The sequence below is a fragment of the Planococcus versutus genome, assembly GCF_001186155.3.
GTDB classification, from domain to species: Bacteria; Bacillota; Bacilli; order Bacillales_A; family Planococcaceae; genus Planococcus; species Planococcus versutus.
In genome coordinates this window covers 1,611,701-1,632,603 of sequence record NZ_CP016540.2, presented here as the reverse complement: position 1 = coordinate 1,632,603, position 20,903 = coordinate 1,611,701, and the positions used below count along the sequence as shown (strand labels likewise).

At 39.6% G+C, this 20,903-nt stretch carries 21 protein-coding genes and 1 pseudogene; 18 read left to right on the top strand and 4 right to left on the bottom strand.

From position 1 onward, the window contains the following. Nucleotides 1-5 precede the first annotated feature (5 nt). The 15 genes and pseudogenes from I858_RS08265 (at nucleotide 6) to I858_RS08200 (ending at nucleotide 13,936) form a co-directional block, all read left to right on the top strand. Complete coding sequence (locus tag I858_RS08265) at nucleotides 6-338, top strand: hypothetical protein (protein WP_065524805.1); 333 nt, start codon at nucleotides 6-8, stop codon at nucleotides 336-338. A gap of 4 nt (nucleotides 339-342) precedes the next feature. Then, nucleotides 343-3,726, top strand: coding sequence for a phage tail protein (locus I858_RS08260; protein ID WP_065524806.1), 3,384 nt, complete (start codon nucleotides 343-345; stop codon nucleotides 3,724-3,726). An 11-nt stretch (nucleotides 3,727-3,737) separates the two neighbouring features. Next, nucleotides 3,738-4,559 (top strand): phage tail domain-containing protein, encoded by an 822-nt coding sequence (locus tag I858_RS08255; protein ID WP_065524807.1) that lies wholly within the window; start codon nucleotides 3,738-3,740, stop codon nucleotides 4,557-4,559. A gap of 12 nt (nucleotides 4,560-4,571) precedes the next feature. Next, the gene (locus tag I858_RS08250) at nucleotides 4,572-6,431 is read left to right on the top strand and encodes a phage tail protein (RefSeq protein ID WP_065524808.1); all 1,860 of its coding nucleotides are present in this window, start codon (nucleotides 4,572-4,574) and stop codon (nucleotides 6,429-6,431) included. A 2-nt stretch (nucleotides 6,432-6,433) separates the two neighbouring features. Next, the gene (locus I858_RS08245) at nucleotides 6,434-6,646 is read left to right on the top strand and encodes a hypothetical protein (protein WP_065524809.1); all 213 of its coding nucleotides are present in this window, start codon (nucleotides 6,434-6,436) and stop codon (nucleotides 6,644-6,646) included. Further along, on the top strand, nucleotides 6,639-8,858 hold the full coding sequence (locus tag I858_RS08240) for a polysaccharide deacetylase family protein (protein ID WP_065524810.1): 2,220 nt from the start codon (nucleotides 6,639-6,641) through the stop codon (nucleotides 8,856-8,858). Before I858_RS08245 ends, I858_RS08240 begins: the two co-directional genes overlap by 8 nt. A 186-nt stretch (nucleotides 8,859-9,044) precedes the next feature. Further along, on the top strand, nucleotides 9,045-10,016 hold the full coding sequence (locus tag I858_RS08235) for a HEPN domain-containing protein (protein ID WP_065524811.1): 972 nt from the start codon (nucleotides 9,045-9,047) through the stop codon (nucleotides 10,014-10,016). A 15-nt stretch (nucleotides 10,017-10,031) separates the two neighbouring features. Further along, nucleotides 10,032-10,199, top strand: a complete 168-nt coding sequence (locus I858_RS16980; RefSeq protein WP_157886496.1) for a hypothetical protein — start codon at nucleotides 10,032-10,034, stop codon at nucleotides 10,197-10,199. Between the two features lie 163 nt (nucleotides 10,200-10,362). Beyond that, entirely contained in the window at nucleotides 10,363-10,875 is a 513-nt protein-coding gene (locus tag I858_RS08230; RefSeq protein ID WP_065524812.1) for a phage holin family protein, read from the top strand. A 2-nt stretch (nucleotides 10,876-10,877) separates the two neighbouring features. Next, the gene (locus I858_RS08225) at nucleotides 10,878-11,147 is read left to right on the top strand and encodes a holin (RefSeq protein WP_065524813.1); all 270 of its coding nucleotides are present in this window, start codon (nucleotides 10,878-10,880) and stop codon (nucleotides 11,145-11,147) included. 1 nt (nucleotide 11,148) lies between these two features. Then, nucleotides 11,149-12,180 (top strand): peptidoglycan-binding protein, encoded by a 1,032-nt coding sequence (locus I858_RS08220; RefSeq protein ID WP_065524814.1) that lies wholly within the window; start codon nucleotides 11,149-11,151, stop codon nucleotides 12,178-12,180. A gap of 420 nt (nucleotides 12,181-12,600) precedes the next feature. Continuing rightward, nucleotides 12,601-12,780, top strand: a pseudogene (locus tag I858_RS17500) (DUF1659 domain-containing protein); the annotation flags it as partial. Nucleotides 12,781-12,802: 22 nt separating this feature from the next. Continuing rightward, complete coding sequence (locus I858_RS08210; RefSeq protein ID WP_065524815.1) at nucleotides 12,803-13,018, top strand: DUF2922 domain-containing protein; 216 nt, start codon at nucleotides 12,803-12,805, stop codon at nucleotides 13,016-13,018. Nucleotides 13,019-13,155: 137 nt separating this feature from the next. Next, on the top strand, nucleotides 13,156-13,284 hold the full coding sequence (locus I858_RS08205; RefSeq protein WP_071645356.1) for a YvrJ family protein: 129 nt from the start codon (nucleotides 13,156-13,158) through the stop codon (nucleotides 13,282-13,284). Between the two features lie 94 nt (nucleotides 13,285-13,378). After that, the gene (locus I858_RS08200) at nucleotides 13,379-13,936 is read left to right on the top strand and encodes an SCO family protein (protein ID WP_065524816.1); all 558 of its coding nucleotides are present in this window, start codon (nucleotides 13,379-13,381) and stop codon (nucleotides 13,934-13,936) included. Nucleotides 13,937-14,070: 134 nt separating this feature from the next. On the opposite strand, the gene mscL is transcribed toward I858_RS08200, so the two are convergent. After that, nucleotides 14,071-14,460 carry a large conductance mechanosensitive channel protein MscL gene (gene mscL, locus I858_RS08195; RefSeq protein ID WP_065524817.1) on the bottom strand — a complete coding sequence of 130 codons (390 nt, stop codon included), beginning with the start codon at nucleotides 14,458-14,460 and terminating at the stop codon, nucleotides 14,071-14,073. Between the two features lie 154 nt (nucleotides 14,461-14,614). Here mscL and I858_RS08190 point away from each other — a divergent pair, with 154 nt between their 5' ends. Beyond that, on the top strand, nucleotides 14,615-15,253 hold the full coding sequence (locus I858_RS08190; protein ID WP_065524818.1) for a lytic transglycosylase domain-containing protein: 639 nt from the start codon (nucleotides 14,615-14,617) through the stop codon (nucleotides 15,251-15,253). Between the two features lie 48 nt (nucleotides 15,254-15,301). Here I858_RS08190 and I858_RS08185 read toward each other — a convergent pair whose 3' ends face one another. From I858_RS08185 to I858_RS08175, 3 genes are all read right to left on the bottom strand, one after another. Continuing rightward, nucleotides 15,302-15,556 (bottom strand): GlsB/YeaQ/YmgE family stress response membrane protein, encoded by a 255-nt coding sequence (locus I858_RS08185; protein ID WP_065524819.1) that lies wholly within the window; start codon nucleotides 15,554-15,556, stop codon nucleotides 15,302-15,304. An 89-nt stretch (nucleotides 15,557-15,645) separates the two neighbouring features. Continuing rightward, entirely contained in the window at nucleotides 15,646-16,188 is a 543-nt protein-coding gene (locus I858_RS08180) for a cysteine hydrolase family protein (protein ID WP_065524820.1), read from the bottom strand. 289 nt (nucleotides 16,189-16,477) lie between these two features. Beyond that, nucleotides 16,478-17,329, bottom strand: a complete 852-nt coding sequence (locus I858_RS08175) for a site-specific integrase (RefSeq protein ID WP_065524821.1) — start codon at nucleotides 17,327-17,329, stop codon at nucleotides 16,478-16,480. Between the two features lie 199 nt (nucleotides 17,330-17,528). On the opposite strand from I858_RS08175, the gene I858_RS08170 reads away from it, so the two are divergent. Further along, complete coding sequence (locus I858_RS08170) at nucleotides 17,529-18,032, top strand: DinB family protein (protein ID WP_065524822.1); 504 nt, start codon at nucleotides 17,529-17,531, stop codon at nucleotides 18,030-18,032. A gap of 128 nt (nucleotides 18,033-18,160) precedes the next feature. Then, entirely contained in the window at nucleotides 18,161-20,875 is a 2,715-nt protein-coding gene (gene acnA / locus I858_RS08165; RefSeq protein ID WP_065524823.1) for an aconitate hydratase AcnA, read from the top strand. The last annotated feature ends 28 nt before the right edge of the window (nucleotides 20,876-20,903 follow it).

Genomic DNA, 20,903 nt, shown 5'->3' with positions numbered 1-20,903 from the left:
ATCAATTGCTTATTGATGCGGCGCGTTTTTTAAACGTTTACGACATTGACTTGATTTATTCGTGGACACCGAGAGAATTCAATAACTTTATCAAGGGTGCACAGCTTCGTGAAACGGATCAGTGGGAACGCGAAGCAGCCAATGCGTTATTTACAGCCAAAGCATCAAATAGCAAAAAGAAAGTAAGCATCAAGGACCTCTACGATGCGAACTCGGCACGCAAGAAAATCCTTGCACCGAAAAATAAGAAAGAAACCGTTCGTCATTTAGGACGTTTTCATGCAGCACAAAAAGCTATGCGGAACTTCCGTCCTCAGAACATAGAGAAAGGAGGGTGAATAAATGGCAATAACACCGAAGTTTAACGCAACTATTGATGCGGATATTAGCAAGTTTATGAAAAAAGCTGCAACTGTTAACAAGACCATACAAAAGATGGCTTCTGAAGTGATTGTCGACATTGGTGCAAACATTACGGACTTTATGGCGAATGCGACGACTGTTGAAAGGCAAATCGAGAATTTAGATCGCGGAACGGAAGTAACCATCAGAGGCGATGTCTCGAACCTGCAACAAGCGATTGCAGAAGCAAACGCAGGTCTAGCAGGTCTTGATGATGACTCAACGATTAACATCAATGGCAATAGCTCGAATTTCGACAATGCTGTTCGAGGTGTCAATCGGCAAACAAATACGCTAAGTAGACGCATCACAGAAGCACAGATTGGCGCTGATATCGGTCAATTTGAAAATCGTATGGTTGAAGTGGTTAGAGCGCTTGCAGATGCTGATGATACTGTAACGCCTCGTATAGAAGCAGACATTAACAGTTTTATGCGAGATATTTCGGATGTCCAGGATCGTATGCGACAAGTTGCACGATCAACTGCCAGTCCTGAAGTAGAAGCAGATATTGCTGGGTTCATGGCTCAAATGGCTTCAGTAGAATCACAATTAGACCTTGTAACGCGTACACACGATGTTAACATTCGAGCCGATACAGGAAGTGCTAGTGCGAGGATTTCAGCGCTATGGTTACAAGTCAGAGCGTTAACGGCAAGAGACTTTGTAGTTGGCATTCGAGCTAGATGGGCGAACTACCAAGCAGTGATGGGAGCGATGGCGGCTTTCTCTCGGAATTTCGGTGAAATTATTGGCATGACTGCCCGTGGTATCGGAATCTTTATTTCACCAGCAATTGTACCAATTGTAGCTTCGCTTGTCGGCTTGCTCGGTCAACTTGGACCAATGCTCGGAGTAATCATGGGATCTACATTTGCTTTAGCAACTTCATTTGGCGCAGCAGGAATAGGTGCAGCAGGATTCGCGGCAGTAGCCATTCCTTCTATCGGTAAAGTGGTGAAAACATCCAAAGAACTGAAGGATATCGAAGAGAAAATAGCAGCGGCAACGACATGGAAAGAGCGCAACAAGCTCATGAAAGAGCAAAGTAGCATTTTGGATGGCATGTCCAAGGCTCAAATTACCGCTGGTGATGCGTTAAACAAATTCAAAGACAATTATTCGAATCTTGTTAAAGACATGGAAAAACCAGTGCTTGAATCATTTGCTTCGGGATTGACAGGGGTAACCGGAATTCTAGATTTAGCGCGTCCAATGATAGAAAATGTCACGGATTCTGTAAAGAACTTAATGGACTCACTGAATGCGAGTTTAGAAGCTACAGACGTGAAAGACTTCTTTAAATTCTTAGGTGACTTTGCGGGCCCGGCACTTGAAACAATCGGTAAAGCTGTTGGTAACTTCACAATGGGGCTATTTAATATGATGAATGCGTTCGGTCCTTTAGCAACCGAAACACAAAATAGCTTCTTGAAAATGTCCGAATCATTCAGATCATGGGCTGATGGCTTGAGTGAAAGTGAAAAATTCCAATCCTTTGTAGATTACGTAAGCACAAACATGCCAAAAGTACGTTCAATCTTTAGCGATGCAATTCAAGGAATCATTAATCTGTTTGCAGGCTTTAGCGTTTCATCATCAGATATGATGTCCGGATTACAAGACATGATGGAACGTTTCAAAGAATGGTCCTCAACTCTTGCACAGAATCAAGGATTTCAAAACTTCATTGATTACATCAAAACAAATGGACCAGTCGTGGTATCTGTCATTGGTAAAATTGTAGAGTTTATTGTCAGATTAGGTATGGCGGCGGCTCCAATCGGTTCTTGGATGTTATCGGTAGCTTCAGCAGTATTAGGTTTCACTAACAGTTTAATTGCAGCGCATCCATGGATAGGGAAAATCGTAGTCGTTATGACTGTCATGGCGGGTGCACTCTTAGCGGCCATGCCGATTCTTGTCGGACTGAACGCATTAACTGATGGCTTTATCGCAACATTAATAAAAATGGGAGCACAAGCGCTTTTACAAGGTGCAAGAGTTGCAGCTGGATGGCTTATTGCGATGGGTCCAATCGGTTGGGTAACTATCGCGATAGCAGCTTTAGCTATCCTTATTTATAAATACTGGGATGAAATTTCTGCATGGACAGCTAAAGCTTGGACGGCTGTATCTACGGCCGTAACAGGAGCAATTGATAAAATTATGGCATGGGTATCTGAAAAATTCCCTGCTTTGTATACAGTCATACAAGCATACATGACGATGGCAAGTGAATTCCTTTCTACAATTTGGGAATTAATAAAAGGCACTTTTACAAACGCACTAGCTTGGCTGAAAGCACTCGTTACGGGTGATTTTCAAGGGATGAAAGATGCGGCATCGGCTCAAATGGAGTTAATGAGTGCGTCAATTTCTAGAATTTGGTCTGCTATACAAGCGTATATTGCCAAAGCCTTGCCCGTTATCGTTAACGCTGTTAAGACAAAATTCACTGAAATGGCAGTCGCTACAGCAGTGAAGATGAATGAAATAAAACAAAAAATATCGGCAAAATGGGAAGAAGCAAAGGCGGCGACGATTTCAAAAATTGCTTCTATCGTTGTATCGGTAGCGACGAAGTTCACTGAAATTGTTTCGAAAGTACGAACAAAAATGACTGAAGCGAAAACAGCACTTGCGAATAAGTGGGAAGAAGCAAAATCAGCTACAGCTTCTAAGCTTGCTAATTTAGTTTCATCAGTATACAAATTCTTCTCGCAAGTCGTAACTAAAGTGCGTGAGAAAATGACTGAAGCAGTCACGACACTTGGCGCAAAAGTCGCGGAAATGCCAGGCAAAGTCTTGTCCTATGTCAGTGCAATGGTTTCTGCAGGCGGAAATTTGATCCAAGGTTTAATTGATGGTGCTGTCGGAATGGCAAGTAGCGCAATCGGAGCTGTTAAACGAATTGCTGGTGACATGGTTGATGCGGCATTAAGCTTCTTCAAAATCAAATCACCTTCTCGGGTATTCATGGAAATGGGTGCTTACGTAAGTGAAGGTTTAGCAGTAGGCGTTAAAAACAAGGCGAAGATGGCTGTCAGCAGTGTAAAACGGATGGCGAGCGATATGACAAGCTCATTTAATCCGCAACTAGAAATGGCGAACATGAGCGCTTCGGCCCAACTCAATACTTCTGTCAGTCGTGCAGACATGGGTGTAGTACGTCATGCATTTGCTGCTGAAGTTGATAGTGTTGAACAAAACGAACCGGCGATTTACGTAACGAATGAATTGGTTGGGGACAAGATTTTAACTACTGTGAATCGTGGGCAAGCTAGACAGTCGCGTCTTTCAGATGGGTTTTACGGGAAGTAGGAGGGGAAAGCGTGGATGTATTAATTGAAAAACTAGATGGTCAGACAAAACGGTTTTCTGATTTAGGGCTAATCCCTCGAGACTTCCGCGTATCATCAATTGGGTTGCGTGAATATGGCTCACAGGTAACGGGTAGATCTGGAAGAATTGATAAAGGCGCGGATTACGATGTAAAAAACATCGCCGTGCCTTTTATGTTTGAATCAGAAGATTTGGCAAGCTATGGAGAAAAACGTGATGAAATATTCGCGTGGCTTGGTGGTAAAGAAGCGTTCTATATTTACGAGGGACGTAGCGAAGTGGAAGCGCAATTCGAGTTACCAGGTGAAAGCAATGACACTTGGGACTATCAATCGGACATTGATTTTAGCAAACGATATCTTGTTAGACGCACCAATGAAATGTCACCGAATCAGCAAGGGTTGTGGGGATTAGATGAAATTACTTTTTCTACAATCAAATTGCCTTTCGGTGAATCAGCAATGATTCATAAAAAGAAATCCGATGTACCCATTGATTTTATTGTTACGAATAACGGTACAGAAACTATAGATCCTGTCGAAGGTATGCACCTCTATATTTATTACATCGGTCCAAGCACCAACTTAAAAATTAAGAATCTTACGAACGGCACTATATGGAGCTTTACTGGATCATCTGCATCAGGAAACGTTATTGAAATTGATGGTGTACAGTCGAAATTAAAAGGGTTATCGATTGTCCGAAATACCAACCTTGGGTTGATCACATTGTCACCAGGACAAAACCGAATCAAGGTAGAAGGCGCAACCTTCGGACAAATTGCCTTTGAGTTCCGTGAATACTTTAGATAAAGGAGGCGTGTCATGTTAGCCATTCGAGACTTATACGGCGAAGAATATATCTTAACAGGCGCTTCCGAAATCAAAAGAACGCGGCGTGTAAATGGCGAAAGAGAATTATCACTAACGATTGAAAAAACAGATCAAAACGCACACTTCTTTGATGATATAGGAAAGCTGTGGCGTGTCATTGATTTTGATAGAGAAGAATACCCCGTCCTAATCTATCGGGATATCGCAAAAGGAGATGGCTATGTAAGGCAAGTCAGTTGCCTTCATAGCTTTTTTGATGACATGCGGAATCACGTGGTGTATGAATCGTTTTCGAGTTCTAAAACATTTATCGACATGATGAATTTTATTTTTGATCGTTCGGGTTATACGTTTAACATTGTCAGCTCATTCTATGCAAAAACCTTTGAAAACTTTGGAGACGATTACGGTCTAGAATTATTTAAGACGGCATTAGAAAGATACGAAGCTGAATTTACAGTGGATGGCAAAGTAGTGACATTACAGAAGGAAATTGGCGAAACAACCGACTTTCAATATCGACACAAGTTTAATTTAGAATCGATTGAGCGCAATGTGGATGCACTTGATTTCAGCACATATGGTAAAGCATACGGCAAGAATGGGCTGTTTGCAGAATATACTTCACCACTGGCAGCACTCCATGGCAGCCGACCAATAAAAGCGATACGTGATGAACGATTTACTGTATATCAGAGCCTGTTCGAAAAAGTGAAAAAAACTGTGGATGATAGTTTAAAAATTTCGCTTATAGTGAAGCAAAACGATCTACGCGCTTCTGGTTATAACAAGATTCATCCAAACGAAGGCGACATGATTTTACTGATTGACGAGCGATTAGATTTGAAGGTAGATACACGAATCGTTGAAATCACTGAATACTTTCACCCGAACGGAACAGTTCTTGATTGTGATGTCACGCTTTCTAACTTCTCAAACATCTTCGAACAACAGAGGCGTATTCACAACGCTACTAAGACGTTGGCAGATGCAATAGAGGGTAAACGTCCATTGCCGTTTGAAGCGTTGGCTTATGCGGTACAGCAAGCGACTACAGCATTACAAAGTGCGCAAACTGAATTAACATTCCCTGAAAGTGGGGGAATCTTAGCAATAGATAAAGTAAATCCGAATATCATGGTGCTGTTTAATTCAGCGGGTATCGGTGTATCTCGTGATGGTGGTCAAACGTTTCCCGAAGCATTAACGGGTTATGGAATAAACGCTACAGCTATAACGAGTGGAACGGTAAACACTTCGTTAGTGCGCCTTGAAGGTGCAGACGGCAAAATTTTCTTAACTGGCGATGAATTTAAATCAACGTCGTTAACAGATACAAATAAATTTGTACGTATTACACCAGGCAATATTGATGTGGAGGGTGGCGGCTTAAACGTTAAACGTCCAGATGGGTACACGACCATCTATAACGGTATGAGCGTTTATGACGTCAACATTCAAGCGATCACTGTTCCGATGTTTCATAGTGCTGGTGTGGCTCAAGTTCAGAAAGGTTATTCTGTATGGATGCGCTCACGAAGTACTGTGTCTCTTGATTACAACCAGTACCGATTTAAGCATGACAGTCGTTATTTGAAAGTCGGTTTCCGTTTATTGGCGGGCGGTTCAAATAGGGCACATTTAGAAATTTGGCGTGGCGGAGTGAAGGTTGCCTCTGCGTTTACCAATGTTACGGACGAGTATGATCCAAGTGTACTTAATGGTTCCGTGCTAACCGTAGATATGGGTGTTCCTGACGGGCAACGCGATACGTTCCAAATTAGAATGAGAAGTTCTCTTGATGGTGCAGATGTGTTTGCCATTGTCTCGGATTACTGGCAGGAGGGTTGAATATGGAGGAAACTGTTCAGGTGTTTGTGAACGTAGATAAAAACGGCGATATCCTCTCAGGACAAATCGGACAAAACATCGCCGCATCAGAAGACTTTGACTTCTTCTTCATGGTCTCGCCTGTTGTAGCTGAAGAGTTAGACAAATACAAAGTGCAACTTGACGGTTTTAAGAAATCGCTAGTGCTAAAGGAAGGAGCTATGCCGAATGAATAATCTCGAAGTGACCAATATAGATTTGGTCGAAGGTGGTAATGTATTCAAGCAAGGGCACCATTTAACGCTTGGGTATATTCCTCGTGATGAAAAAGGTGGTGTTGTGGATCTGTCGAATAAAATATTATCCGTTTCTATTTGGGGACGTATCGGAGTAGTATTTGAAGGTTCAGCAACGTTTAGTGCAGAAATAATCCGATTCACGTTGAAAGAGTTAATTCCAGCCGGTGAATACCAAGTGGAGTTTACAGCTACGTCTTCCACAGATTCGAGTTATCGTAAGAAGTTTCCGACCAACACGACGTCTGGGCGCATTACAGTTAAGAAAAGTTCTGATGATTTAGAAGCTACGGGCGTTAATGTGATTACGGTTTCGCAATTAAAAGGTGAACAACTAGCAATACAACGTGCCTACGAATCTAAAGTTGATACAAAAGTATTGAATGCGGAAACCAAGTCAACTACAGCATTATCAAAAGCTACCACAGCTGAGATAGTAGCGAAAGGCGTTCAATCGCAATTCGACAGCATTATAGTGGAAGGCGATTCATCTATAGAAGCAGCTGCAGCTAGAGTATCAGACGACAAAACGTATGTAACTTTAAAAGCACGATTAGATGCTGAAAAGCAAGAGCTTAGTGAACAGCTTGCAGAAGAATCGTTAAAACTCGAAGAACTGCCCATTTTATTAAATAAAGAAAAATCGCAAGGGATTGCCACTCACAACATTAGCAACGGTGGCGGTTATGAACGTAAACCTGTCATAGCCATTACATTCGATGATGCGTACATGAATGACTACACGAAGATGAAACCCGTTATGGATGAATTTGGCGTAAAAGGAACAATCTTTATCAATAGCACTTACACAGGGTATACCGAAAGTAAGTTAGGTGAAACTGAAATTATCGAAATGTATAAAGAAGGTTGGGAATTTGGTTCACATACCGACAGTCACACCATTTTAAGTTATATGTCTTTTTCTGAACCGTTAGCAATTGGAGATACTACGTTAAAACTAATCAACACAAGCGGTATTCCAATGGTGAAAACCTTTGCAAAGGGTACGAAGATAAGGTTGATGGATTCAGCAGGGACGATCAACAAAACGGTTGTTTCCACGGGGTATTCATTGACAGGTAGTGTGCTAACACTACAATTATCAGAACCTGTAAACTTTAATTTACCGAAACCCGCACAAGCTTGGTTGCACGAAGAAGATGTTCTTCTTGAAATTGTGAAACCAAAAGAGTTTTTACAATCGCTTAATATTCCTTGTAACGGGTTAGCATATCCGTGGGGCAGTACAACAGATTCTGCTAAAAAAGTGATTCAAAGTCATTTCAGTTATGCGAGAAGTGCGACAAACGGGGTTGCAGGCACAAACGGTGGTGTATTTGATGGTGATGAAATTCCGTTAAATCAATTTGAAATGAAATGTTCAGAATTGCTCGTGTTAACAGATCAACAAATGGACGACTTACTCACAAAAGTAGCCACTGAAAAAAGCCTGTTGATTGTGTTAGGACATACAAACGGATGGGGAGGATTAGAACTACGGTTACGCTCTTTCTTAACTAAAGCCACAGCTTCAAAAATTGAAATGACGACTGTGACAAAAGCATTACTGTACCACGGCAACGCGACCAATTTAGCAGATTTTACGGTATCGAAAGAAGGGAGAAGTACAAGCGGGGGTGTGAATATTTTACCGAGGAACTTTGCAACCAATACGTCTAATTTAGACGTGTTCCCACTTGGCATATCAAACATGCGTGTAACATCATCGGACAATGGCGGTTTTCCTACCCCATCGGGTACGTTTATCACGTACAAGACAAAGAAAAAAAACATCGGTTTTTGGACATTCCAATTTTTCCACGATGGAAATAGTAACGATGTATACTACCGAAACTCGACAGGGGCAACTACTTTCTTGCCATGGGAAAAACAAGCAAAGTACCGAAAATATCCACAAGTTGATTTAGGAACTTTTAACATTCCAGCAAATACGTACATTGATAAAGAATTAACGGGGGTAGGTGTGGTCAACAGTAGTCAAATTTCTATATCGGGTTATGGGATGCCGTTAGGGTTTAACTTATTCTTCATGCCTTACATTGCGGACGCTAAAGCATACGTGAGAATTACAAACCCGAATACTAGCGATTTAAGTACCCGACACCGTTTTTCGGTTACTGTTTTCGATTAAAAATCGGTTCAAACTGTCGACTAAGCGGACAATTTAAATAAAGAATAAACTTTTCTTCTTGAAGGGAAACATTTACAATAGAAAAAGACCTCACGTAAGGGCGGTAACCCTGTGAGGTCTTAGTATAATAGAATTCAGTTAATCCTATTATACCATGGAAAATCAAAGTATAAAAGGAGCACAAGTATGAGAATGGCGGTCATCGGTACATTACCGAACATGAAATTAGCAGATGAGTTTAAAAGAATGAAATTTTCACTGATGAATCTAGAAAAAAGCGGTTCTCAAGTCTCGCTATTGAAAAAAAATCGCGTAAAAGATCAGATCGGTACGATAGGGTACGATTCAGCAAATAACTCCCCCTGCTTTTATTTGAATATGGAGGTTCCGGATAATCAATTGGATTATTCCAACGAGCTGCATACTATTAGATCTATTTATCAAAGAATTTTATTTTCATTTTGGCTAGTTAAAGATCATTCTTTACATTCTGATATTATTTTAGGCGTTAGTGAAAGTGGGTTATCCATAAATAAATCCCCGGTTACCTTTGTGAATTCAAAGGGCTACTATACAGAAAATTATTTTTCTAAAGAAGAAATAGTTGAAGCGGAATCTTGGTTTATTAAAGAGTTAGCAATTACAGAGAAGAAACCAGACTACAATAGACCTAAGATTACCATAGGCTCTATGACAACCTATACCACAAATAGTCTACCATACTTTAAGGCGGACAAACTTGATAGAGCAAATCGTTTTATTTTATTAGCGCGAAGCGAATCATTTTTACCAGGCAAGTTAACATTCTACATTTCTGCATTAGAGTCGCTTTTATCTAATTCAAATGTTGAGTTAAGGATGCAAGTAGCTGATAGAGTCGCAAGAATACTAGGTAGTTCTTATGAGGAAAGGGTTCGAATCAACCGTATAATCAGCATAGCGTATACTTTCAGATCAAATTACATTCATGGTTCTGTTTCTAGTGAAAAAACCTTGAAAAGAAGTTTGAAGTTTTTGGACAGTGTTGAAGAACTTTCAACAGAGGTAGATGAAATACTCAGAAGAATTATAAAGAGATTCTTAACAGATCTAAATCATGTAATTAAGATGGACGATGAGCACTTTAGCATCTGGCTAAATGAGTTACTTTATCGATAGAAGGGAGTAAGATTTATGGAGGCGTTTGTTGGTAGGGTTTGGCTGAATGAAGATTGGGAAGGGGAGTCTTGCAGAGATTTTATGGAAGTTTCCAGCATTTCTGATTGCAGTGATTCACTTGACGAAAGACTGATTGAGCTGAAGGGAAAAATTGTGAAAATAACTCTAGAAGTTATCGATTAATTTGCCAACAAGATAGTTATTTAGAGAATACGCTATAAGTAAAACTCAGCAACTATCCAAAGAGTGTCCAATCGGGCGCTCTTTTTGTTTTGCTAAAAAGAGAAATAGGGGGATTGAGGTATGGGAGAGGATGAGGCATATGCTCAGGTGGGAGGTTACGGCGGTGAAAGGTTTCATGGCAGCATTGACAAGCTTTGCGGTTTATTTGGCGGGCTTAATCAATGAGGCTACCGTCGTATTATTATTTTTTATGTTTTTAGATATGACTACCGGAATCTTGCGTGCTTGGATGACAAAATCATTAAATAGCACGTTAGGGATGGCTGGTCTTATTAAGAAATTTGCAGTATTCGTTGTACTGGCTATGACAGCAGGCATCGAATACTTTTTTATTCATATGAGCCAAGATACAAACGGCATCATCATTATGGGCGTAGCAAGTTTCTTTATTGTAAATGAAGGACTTTCTATTCTAGAGAATTGTGCGCAAATGGGGTTACCGATACCACCAATCCTTTATAACGCATTAGACAAATTAAATAAGGACCCTGGTGGAAAAGAACAAAAATTGTTAAGAGATCCAGTACTCGAACAACTTGATAAAACAACTCTTATCAAAGAGATACAGCAAGTCCAATATGAAAATATCAAGCAAGACAATAAAAAGGAGGAATAATAATGGCAGCAGTATTAATCTTTGCAGCGATTTTGGCGCCAATTATCACAGCATTGGTAGAAATGATTAAAAAGGCAGTGAATGTACCACTTAACTTTATTCCAGTTATCGCTTTACTGGTCGGTTTACTGATTGGCTTTTCCGCAGCACCATTTACAGACTTGGATTACGTTAATCGATTGTGGGCAGGTGGTCTTGCAGGACTTGCGAGTGTAGGTCTGTTCGAAGTAGTCAAACAGCGCGAAGGACAATCAAAAGAAGGGGAGTTTTAAGATGGCAACATTTATTAAACCATGTGAAGGTTATTTAAACAGTTTAGTTGGTTATCGTGTAGATCCTAAAACAGGAAAGCCACGAGTCATGCACAGGGGCGCAGATTATACGAGTCATACGAACAACAACATCGTCGCTTCTGCAGCTGGCAAGGTTCGCTTTCTGGACAACAACCCGAATCGTACAGGATTTGGACGTTACCTCATCATTACACACGATAATGGCTATGAAACGTTATATGCACACTTGGCATCTATTAACGTAAGGCTGAACCAACGTGTTAAACAAGGGCAGAAAATCGGAGTGAAGGGTACGACAGGAAAATCTACAGGCGTACACCTTCACTTTGAGATGTCAAAAGGGCGTTGGAATAATCGCTATACAACAAATGTTAATCCGATATTATGGATTGATGATCCTGAAATTAGAACGGTACAGGAAGTTTTAGTTCAATTAGGTTTTTATACAGGTGATGTTGACGGCATCCACGGAGACGGTTCTATTACAGCTGTTGAGAAGTTCCAAAAGGCTAAAGGCTTTAGTGCAGTAGATGGTATTCCAGGACGTGGCACAATGTCAGTTATCCATAAAGAGAAAGACCGAATCATCAAAGAAGAAATAGAACGCGTGAAAGTGATTCAGTCGAAACTTGTAAAAGCTGGATACAAATTAAAGGTAGATGGATTGAAAGGGAAAGCAACTACAAATGCGATTAAGACTGTACAGCGAGCGACAGGATTAAAGGTTGACGGCATTGCAGGAAAAGCTACAGACGCAAAACTCAATGCCATTATCGCTAATCTAAACAAACCAGAGCCACCGATTGTAAAACCTGTACCGCCAGTCCAGAAACCGAAGGAGGAAGAAAAAGTGGAAAGTGCTGAAAACAAAAATGAAATTCCAGAATGGGCAGAAAAGGCTTGGGAACACGTTGAAGAAAAGAGACTTATACGAGATGGCCGACCTAACGATTACATTACACGTGCAGAGCTTGCGGTCATTCTTGCAAGACGCGATGGGTTAAACGTATAATCTAGGTACGAACAAAATAAGAGTAAGATACTAAATAGCATTACTTCACTAAAAGCCCTCTGACTGCCTGGGAACAGTTGGAGGGCTTTTTTTATTTGTTTTCTTATTGTTGTGTCGATATACTAAAGACATGGTTTTGCTGACTGGCGCGGAAACGTTGGTTCAGTTTGAAGATGCATATGCGAACATAGCGCAAGTCACTAGCTGACCACTCAATTGAGAGTACCTATGTAAAAGCCCTCACCTTAACCGGTCGAGGGCTTTTTTTATTTCATAGAGTTACTCGCACAAAAATTCGCACATCACAACTTGGATTGTTCTACATTAGATTAGAGTACTGAATCTGTATTATATAGAAGGAACTCGATTTCAGATGTTTATTTTGACTGATATTGACTAGATAAAAAACCACTCACTTACACGTACGACAACGGATTAGATACGAATGGCAAAGTAAAGAGAAAATTTAAATCGTACCATAATGTTAAAGAAGCTGCAGCAGTGGACGGCATTTTTGGCACAGCAGCTGTCTTAACAAACTTTGGAACAAAGACATTGATGAATGTTGAAAAGCAATCCGCTAGTACAATTTATCAGTAATACATTTTAGGAGGAAAAAAAGATGGCTAAAACATTGGAATTGATTTTTATGACAACTGCCGGAAAAGATGTTACTTTGACAGTAGATGACCCACGAGAAGACGTTACGGATGCTGAATTGCTTGTAGGAATGCAAGCCATTATTACACACGCTGTTTTCGAAGTAGAAGGCTCGCCATTAGGCGCTGTGAAAGGTGCTCGTATTGTCGAACGAAATATTGTAGAGTACGAAGTATAAGCAAAAAGCTCTCCTGAATTGGAGAGCTTTTTTCATTAGAAAATAGCTGTGCGACAAAAGACATCGCGTCGCCAGTATGTCTTATGCCTGTCGAATCAAACGACAGCTTCAGCTTTTCTTAATTGGAGGTGAGAGTAATGGCTGAGTGGATGCAATGGATTCAAGAACTCGGATTCCCTATATTTGTATCTTTTTATTTGATGCATCGTGTGGAAACAAAGTTGGTCGCCATTCATGACGCACTTTTAACCTTGAAGCTAAATTGACTTCACAAATTTGTGACAATGAAGCTTTAAGATGTATTGTGCCGTTTCTACACTTTCGCTATGATTAAAGAGAAAGAAGAGTGGAGGCAATTTGATGCGATTCGTTTCTTGTGCGGCATTGCTGAGCTTAGTGCTATTGTTATCAGCATGCGGTAATTCCGCAATTGAAGATTTTTCGTATACAGATCAACGAGGAGATACCGTTTCTTTAGAGGATTTAGAAGGTACGCCTTGGCTGGCGACTTTTGTTTTCACGAATTGTGAGACGGTTTGTCCTCCGATGACATTTAATTTAAGTAGCATTCAAGAAGAACTAGAAGCGGAAGGCTTAGAGGATTATCAAATTGTAGCATTCAGCGTAGATCCAGCCGTTGATACACCCGAAACGATGCAAGCTTATTTATCAAATTATACAGTGCCTGATGAGTCAAAATGGCATTTGTTGACGGGCTATACACAGCTTGAAATTGCTCAATACGCAAAAGATAATTTTAAGTCTTTTGTACGAAACGACCCTGAAAGTGACCAAGTAATACACGGAACGAGCTTTTATTTAGTTGACCAAGAAGGAGTTGTCGTTAATAATTATGATGGCTTTGACAATGTTCCTGTAAAAGATATTGTCAATGATTTACGCAACTTACTTGAATGAAGAATTTTAAGTTATTATAAGTGATAAACTACTTGGTAACGTCGAGTGGTTTATCGCTTTTTGTTTAAATTTTACTTTGTATAAATGCAAAACAATCAGTGAAATAAGTTTATTTCACTGATTGTTTTATTTAATTAAAGACCGGTTCTTTCTTTGCTTAACAAGTCTTTAATTTCCATTAAGATTTCCTGAGTTTTGTCTAAAACTTCTGGCTCTTCTTCAGCAGGTATATCTTTTTTGCGTTTCATTTTTGTAAAGATACGAATGACCATGAAGATAGAGAATGCAATGATGAAAAAGTCGATTATGGATTGAATAAACAAACCGTAATTCAAGACCACATCATTCACTTTATAACTCCAATCTTCTACGCTAATTCCACCGACTAAAATTCCAACAACTGGCATGATAATATCTTCCACTAAAGAAGAGACAACTTTCCCAAAAGCCGCACCAATAACTACGGCAACTGCTAAGTCAAGGACGTTTCCTTTTAAAGCAAACTTCTTAAAATCTTCCCACACAATATTCACCTCCATTAATCTATTGTTTATCATATCAGAAAGATTCTGAAAAATATAGGATGTAAAACTAGTTACTTTCAAATTTTGACTCTAAAAAGGTAAACTGTGTGTTCATGTGCTACACTTAAGCAAATGAAATATTAGGTGTGGAAAAATGAGTAAAAAAAAATTGCCAAGAAGATGGAAGCGAAAGATAGGGTGTTTAATTCTCTTTGTTCCAGCAGCGATTGTTGCAATGACAATCGCTATTCTTATTTTTGCTGTAGTCAATTCTGAGCTGGTGGTTAAAACCATTAAAGAAGGTCCCAGTCACTTGATTGAGTTAAAAGTTCCTGAAGAAAATATACCGTTGTATAAAAAAGCAGCAGATGCCTACGATATTCCTTGGACATTGCTTGCAGCACATCACCGAATCGAAACTAGATTTTCGACGATGGATCCATTATTGTCTCCCGTTGGAGCAGAAGGGCATCTTCAGTTTATGCCGTGTACATTTGTAGGATGGAGTCACCCAAGTTGCTCGGGGCAAGGACAAGGGAATATTAGTGAAGAAGATAAAGTCGATGTTGATGTTATAGCTTACTACGGCGGATACGGTGTAGATGGAGATGGAGATGGCATTGCCGACCCATATAACTTAACCGATGCTCTATACAGTGCTGCCAATTACTTATCACAAAACGGTGCAGCTGAAGGAGATTTAGAAAAAGCTATTTTTCAATACAATCATAGTGAAGAATATGTAGCAGATGTACTCTATTATTACCATTTGTATGAAGAACAACTAAATTAATGCATGAAAAAAGAGTAGACAGTATGTCTACTCTTTTTGCTTAGCTTGTTATGATCTTTTTCTCATAGATCCCATGATCAGGCTAAGAACGAATACAAAGATTAATGCACCGATTAATGCTGGTACAATTGCAATGTCCCAAATGACAGGTCCGAAATCTCCAAGAATCATTCCACCTAACCAAGCACCAATAATACCAGCTATAATATTACCAATAATACCGCCTGGTACGTTTTTACCAAGAATCATTCCGGCGATCCAACCGATGATGCCACCCATAATAAGATACAAAATAAAACCCATTTTTTCCAGCTCCTTTTAATGTGATGTATAAGTGCTACACTTTAGATATAACCTTATTCATTACATTTGAAACATAAAAAATAAAAAAACTATAAAACTTCTGCTCCTAAGGTTGCGGTGAAGTGACGCAAAGCCCACACATGGCCGGATTGGTCGAAACTTGCAACACCATTTTTATGAATAAAAATAGTGAATCCTTTATTGTATGCATCTACCGCTGTGTGCAATACACAAATGTCTGTGCAGACGCCAACAATATGAATTTCTTCAATATTGCGCTCTCGCAACAATAATTCTAAGTTTGTACCTGCAAATGCGCTATATCTTGTTTTATCCATCCAAAGTATACGATTTTTATTGGCTTCATAAATGTCTGCAAGACGACCGTATAACGCTCGGCCATCGGTTCCTCTTATGTTATGAGGCGGAAATAGTTTTGTCTCAGGATGGTAAGTGTCTTCTTGTTCATGTAAATCAACCGGCATGATAACCAATTCTTCGTTTGCTAGAAATTCTTCTGTTAGCTGACAAATGGTTTCTTCAATTGCTTGTCCTGGCTTACCACATGTCAATGCTCCGTCATCTGCTACAAAATCTACCGTATAATCGACAACCAATAATACTTTTTTCAATTTATCCAATCCTCTCTTTTTCTTAAGTATAAAGTAAAAGAGCTATAAAGAAACAATACTTGCAGAAAGTCTTTATTTTCAGTATAATCAGATTAATCAATAGAGAAGGGGTGGTCCTGATGCAATATGAAAATGTGAAAAAAATAGATCGACAAGCAATGATTTTTGTTGTGTTTCATACATTGCTCATTTTTAATTTTGCTTTGGATTTCGGTTTTTTTACATGACCGGAAACATGAAAACAGCCTATCCCAATTTATATGGGGTAGGCTGTTTTCATGTTTTTGATTTATCGCTTTAAACGAGTAAGTGAGTCTTTCAAAATCCGAGAAGCAGAATCGAGTGAAACACCAAGTGTTTCTTGGATTTCTTCTAAATTTTTGTGTTCAACAGAATACAAATAATGTACATACGCAAAGCGAATATCACCTGAACGCATCGGCATTCCGACAAAAGAAGAAAGTGCTTCTGTATAGTCAGACAAAGAACCCATCTGAAACATTGTATACTCATTTTTTACTTTAGACGAAAGTAAGTAAGGGGTGCCACGGAATACTGCGCGTTCAATTGCATCAAGCATGACCGGGATTTCTTTATCCAAGAATTCCATTCGACATTGATAGCCATCTTTTTTATCGACAGCCAACAAAAGCTTGCCGCCACGGTCGTCAAAATTATCCACATCAATGTCAACCATATCGCGAAGACGCAGTCCACGTAAATATAGCAAGTACAAAACTTTTGCATTCAACGATAAGCGATCAGCTTCAAGTACAGCGTCTTTCTTTTTCAATAACTCTTCATAGTTCATATGAATGTCAGCTGGTGTGAGATCAAGTTTTCGGCTGAATTTGAATTTGGGCATAAAATCATTAGGAATGCGACCAATCTGCCACATATAGTCAAACCATCTTCTAATATAAATTAACTTTCGATTTAAGGTGCTATCTTTAATACCGGCCATGTGTTGATCCATTAAAAATTGTTGAATATCAGTTGGACGAATGTCATGTGGTTCAACTGGTTTTTTATATGTGTGCCTAAGAAAAGCGAAGAGCGAGCGAATCAATTGAACTTCATGAACAACAGTATTCGGACTAATGCCGTTGTCCAGTCGGAATTTCTCGTAACCATAAGGCATCGTGCGTCACCTCTTCTTAAGGGATTTCTTTACATTATACCATTAATTCAGAAAAATAGAACGTGCTTTCCCTTGACAACAGTCGCAATGAATTCTTTTTATATTTTCGTAAATTCTAGCCATAATCGGTACTTAATTCGCTGTTTTTAGGGTATGTTAAGATAGATAAACAATCAGACAAATTAAAGGTGGCTAAAAAATGTTTAAAGAAGACAATGCAAAAATTAGAAACCAAGTTCTTCAAGCAGTAAAAGGGATGACAGATGACGAGTTAAATCGAAAACCATCAGAAGCTGAATGGTCACCTATTCAAATTTTAGATCATCTTCAGTTGATGGAAAAAGTTGTAGCTAAAAATATATCTGAAGAACTCACAAAAGAAAAAAGTGAACAGGTCATAAAAAAGCCAATTTCTTTGACTGTTAGTCGTTCGTTTAAAGTGGAAGCTCCAACCTATGTTGTACCTACGGATGAATTCACAACACTTGAAGAAGTAAAAGAACGATTAAATAGCTCACATAACCTTCTGTACGAGGTATATGATTCCGCATCAAAGGCACAGCTTAAAGAAAAATCAATGGATCACCCTGTTTTTGGAAAAGTACCATTAAGTCAGTGGTTTCCTTTTGTAGGACTGCACGAAAAGCGTCATTTTAAACAATTAGAAGAGACCTTAAGAAAACTGAATGACTTAAAAAAATAGTCATTCGAAAAACTTATGACATTCTATAATTTTAATGTAATTTACTTATAGTCTTATATTCGGTATGATAGAAGAGGAGAAGAGTGCTGTTTGGCGCTTTTCAGAAGATTCAAAGGAGGAATACACATATGGCAAAGAGCAGTTTGCATAATAGTCGTACTTCTTTTGAGCTAAATGACAAAACGTATAACTATTATCGTTTAGCGGCATTAGAAGAAGCAGGGATCGCTAAAGTATCACGCCTTCCTTATTCAATTAAAGTGTTATTGGAATCGGTATTACGTCAGCATGATGGCTACGTTATCAAAGATGAGCATGTTGAAGAATTAGCTAAATGGGGCAAAGATGTCAACAAAGAAGCAGAAGTACCTTTTAAACCTTCACGTGTTATTCTTCAGGATTTTACCGGGGTACCAGTAGTTGTTGATTTAGCTGCACTTCGTTCAGCGATGGCTGAAATGGGTGGAGACCCAAACAAAATCAATCCTGAAATTCCAGTGGATCTGGTCATTGACCACTCGGTTCAAGTTGATAATTACGGCACTGAAGATTCTCTTCGTATTAACATGGAACTAGAGTTTGAGCGCAACGCTGAACGTTATCAGTTTCTTAGCTGGGCTCAAAAAGCGTATGACAACTACCGTGCAGTTCCACCTGCGACAGGTATTGTTCACCAAGTAAACCTTGAGTATTTAGCAAACGTTGTCCATTCCATTGAAAATGAAGACGGAACGTTCGAAACTTTCCCTGATACATTGTTCGGAACAGATTCACATACGACAATGATCAATGGAATAGGTGTTCTTGGATGGGGAGTTGGCGGTATCGAAGCTGAAGCCGGTATGCTCGGACAACCTTCTTACTTCCCAATTCCTGAAGTTATCGGTGTTAAAATGACAGGCGAACTTCCAAACGGTGCAACTGCAACTGATTTGGCATTGAAAGTGACACAAACTTTACGTAAAAAAGGCGTTGTAGGTAAATTTGTTGAGTTTTTCGGTCCTGGTGTTACGACATTGCCATTAGCTGACCGCGCAACAATTGCGAATATGGCTCCAGAATATGGCGCGACGTGTGGTTTCTTCCCAGTTGATGAAGAAGCACTTGATTACATGCGTTTAACTGCTCGTGATGAAGAGCAAATTGCTGTAACAAAAGCTTATTTACAAGCCAATGATATGTTTTTCACTGTCAATAACGAAGATCCCATTTATACAGATTTAGTAGAAATTGATCTTTCTGAAATCGAACCAAACCTTGCAGGACCAAAACGTCCACAAGATTTGATTCCTTTGTCTCAAATGAAAACTGAGTTCAATAAAGCTGTAACAGGTGAAGAAGGACCTCATGGTTTTGCACTTGATGAAGCTGAAATCGAAAAAACAGCAACGGTCAACTTTAAAGATGGCAGAACTGCTGAAATGAAGACCGGTTCACTAGCGATTGCAGCAATTACATCATGTACAAATACCTCTAACCCATACGTTATGCTTGGTGCTGGACTTGTAGCGAAAAAAGCAGTCGAAAAAGGATTAGCTCCACCTGCTTATGTAAAAACTTCATTAGCTCCAGGATCTAAAGTTGTTACAGGTTACTTGAACGATTCTGGTTTGTTAGATTACATGAACCAAATCGGCTTTAACTTGGTCGGATACGGCTGTACAACTTGTATCGGTAACTCAGGTCCATTGCTTCCAGAAATCGAAGAAGCAATTCTTGATAACGATTTACTGGTATCGTCGGTATTGTCTGGTAACCGTAACTTTGAAGGACGCATTCACCCACTTGTTAAAGCAAACTACTTGGCATCTCCAATGCTAGTTGTCGCTTATGCACTTGCTGGTACTGTAGATATCGACTTTGCAGTTGATCCAATTGGTAAAGACAAAGAAGGTAAAGACGTATTCTTTAAAGACATCTGGCCAACAACTGAAGAAATCAAAAAAACAGTAAAAGATACAGTTACTCCAAAATTATTCCGTAAAGAATACGAGCATGTATTTAACGAGAACGAAGCTTGGAATGCAATTGAAACAAATGATGATTCATTATACGCATTCGATTCGACATCGACGTATATCCAAAATCCACCTTTCTTTGAAGGTCTTTCGAAAGAGCCTTCTCCAATTCAAGCGTTATCTGACCTCCGTGTCGTAGCGAAATTCGCAGATTCTATCACGACTGACCACATTTCACCAGCTGGTGCAATTGGTAAAGATACGCCTGCAGGCTTATACCTTCGAGAAAATGGAGTTGAACCACGTAATTTCAACTCTTATGGATCTCGTCGTGGTAACCATGAAGTCATGATGCGCGGAACATTTGCGAACATCCGTATCCGTAACCAAGTAGCACCAGGAACAACTGGTGGTTATACAACTTACTGGCCAACGGGCGAAACAATGGCGATTTATGACGCAGCGATGAAATACCAAGAACAAGGTACAGGACTTGTGGTCTTGACTGGTAAAGATTACGGTATGGGCTCTTCACGTGACTGGGCGGCTAAAGGAACATTCCTTTTGGGCATCAAAACAGTTATCGCTGAAAGTTATGAGCGCATTCACCGCTCTAACCTTGTTATGATGGGTGTTTTACCGTTGCAATTTGTTAACGGCGAAAGCGCAGATTCTCTAGGATTAACGGGTCATGAAACAATCAGTGTAAACTTGACTGATGATGTGAAACCACGTGACGTTCTTACAGCTACAGCTACTGCTGAAGATGGTAAAGTAACAGAGTTCCAAGTGCTAGCTCGATTTGATTCTGAAGTAGAAGTAGACTATTTCCGACACGGTGGTATTTTGCAAATGGTACTCCGTAACAAATTGCTAGAAGTTTAAGATTAGTAAAGGCTGTCGGAAATTCTCG

Excerpts from the sequence above, each read along its gene's own strand:
- I858_RS08260 (WP_065524806.1), top strand. The coding sequence starts at position 343 with ATGGCAATAACACCGAAGTTTAACGCAACTATTGATGCGGATATTAGC.
- I858_RS08210 (WP_065524815.1), top strand. The coding sequence starts at position 12,803 with ATGGCTAAAACATTGGAATTGATTTTTATGACAACTGCCGGAAAAGAT.
- I858_RS08220 (WP_065524814.1), top strand. The coding sequence starts at position 11,149 with ATGGCAACATTTATTAAACCATGTGAAGGTTATTTAAACAGTTTAGTT.
- I858_RS08200 (WP_065524816.1), top strand. The coding sequence starts at position 13,379 with ATGCGATTCGTTTCTTGTGCGGCATTGCTGAGCTTAGTGCTATTGTTA.
- I858_RS08190 (WP_065524818.1), top strand. The coding sequence starts at position 14,615 with ATGAGTAAAAAAAAATTGCCAAGAAGATGGAAGCGAAAGATAGGGTGT.
- I858_RS08245 (WP_065524809.1), top strand. The coding sequence starts at position 6,434 with ATGGAGGAAACTGTTCAGGTGTTTGTGAACGTAGATAAAAACGGCGAT.
- I858_RS08185 (WP_065524819.1), bottom strand. The coding sequence starts at position 15,556 with ATGGGTTTTATTTTGTATCTTATTATGGGTGGCATCATCGGTTGGATC.
- I858_RS08170 (WP_065524822.1), top strand. The coding sequence starts at position 17,529 with ATGTTTAAAGAAGACAATGCAAAAATTAGAAACCAAGTTCTTCAAGCA.
- acnA (WP_065524823.1), top strand. The coding sequence starts at position 18,161 with ATGGCAAAGAGCAGTTTGCATAATAGTCGTACTTCTTTTGAGCTAAAT.
- I858_RS08205 (WP_071645356.1), top strand. The coding sequence starts at position 13,156 with ATGGCTGAGTGGATGCAATGGATTCAAGAACTCGGATTCCCTATATTT.
- I858_RS08175 (WP_065524821.1), bottom strand. The coding sequence starts at position 17,329 with ATGCCTTATGGTTACGAGAAATTCCGACTGGACAACGGCATTAGTCCG.
- I858_RS08240 (WP_065524810.1), top strand. The coding sequence starts at position 6,639 with ATGAATAATCTCGAAGTGACCAATATAGATTTGGTCGAAGGTGGTAAT.
- I858_RS08250 (WP_065524808.1), top strand. The coding sequence starts at position 4,572 with ATGTTAGCCATTCGAGACTTATACGGCGAAGAATATATCTTAACAGGC.
- I858_RS08225 (WP_065524813.1), top strand. The coding sequence starts at position 10,878 with ATGGCAGCAGTATTAATCTTTGCAGCGATTTTGGCGCCAATTATCACA.
- I858_RS16980 (WP_157886496.1), top strand. The coding sequence starts at position 10,032 with ATGGAGGCGTTTGTTGGTAGGGTTTGGCTGAATGAAGATTGGGAAGGG.
- I858_RS08235 (WP_065524811.1), top strand. The coding sequence starts at position 9,045 with ATGAGAATGGCGGTCATCGGTACATTACCGAACATGAAATTAGCAGAT.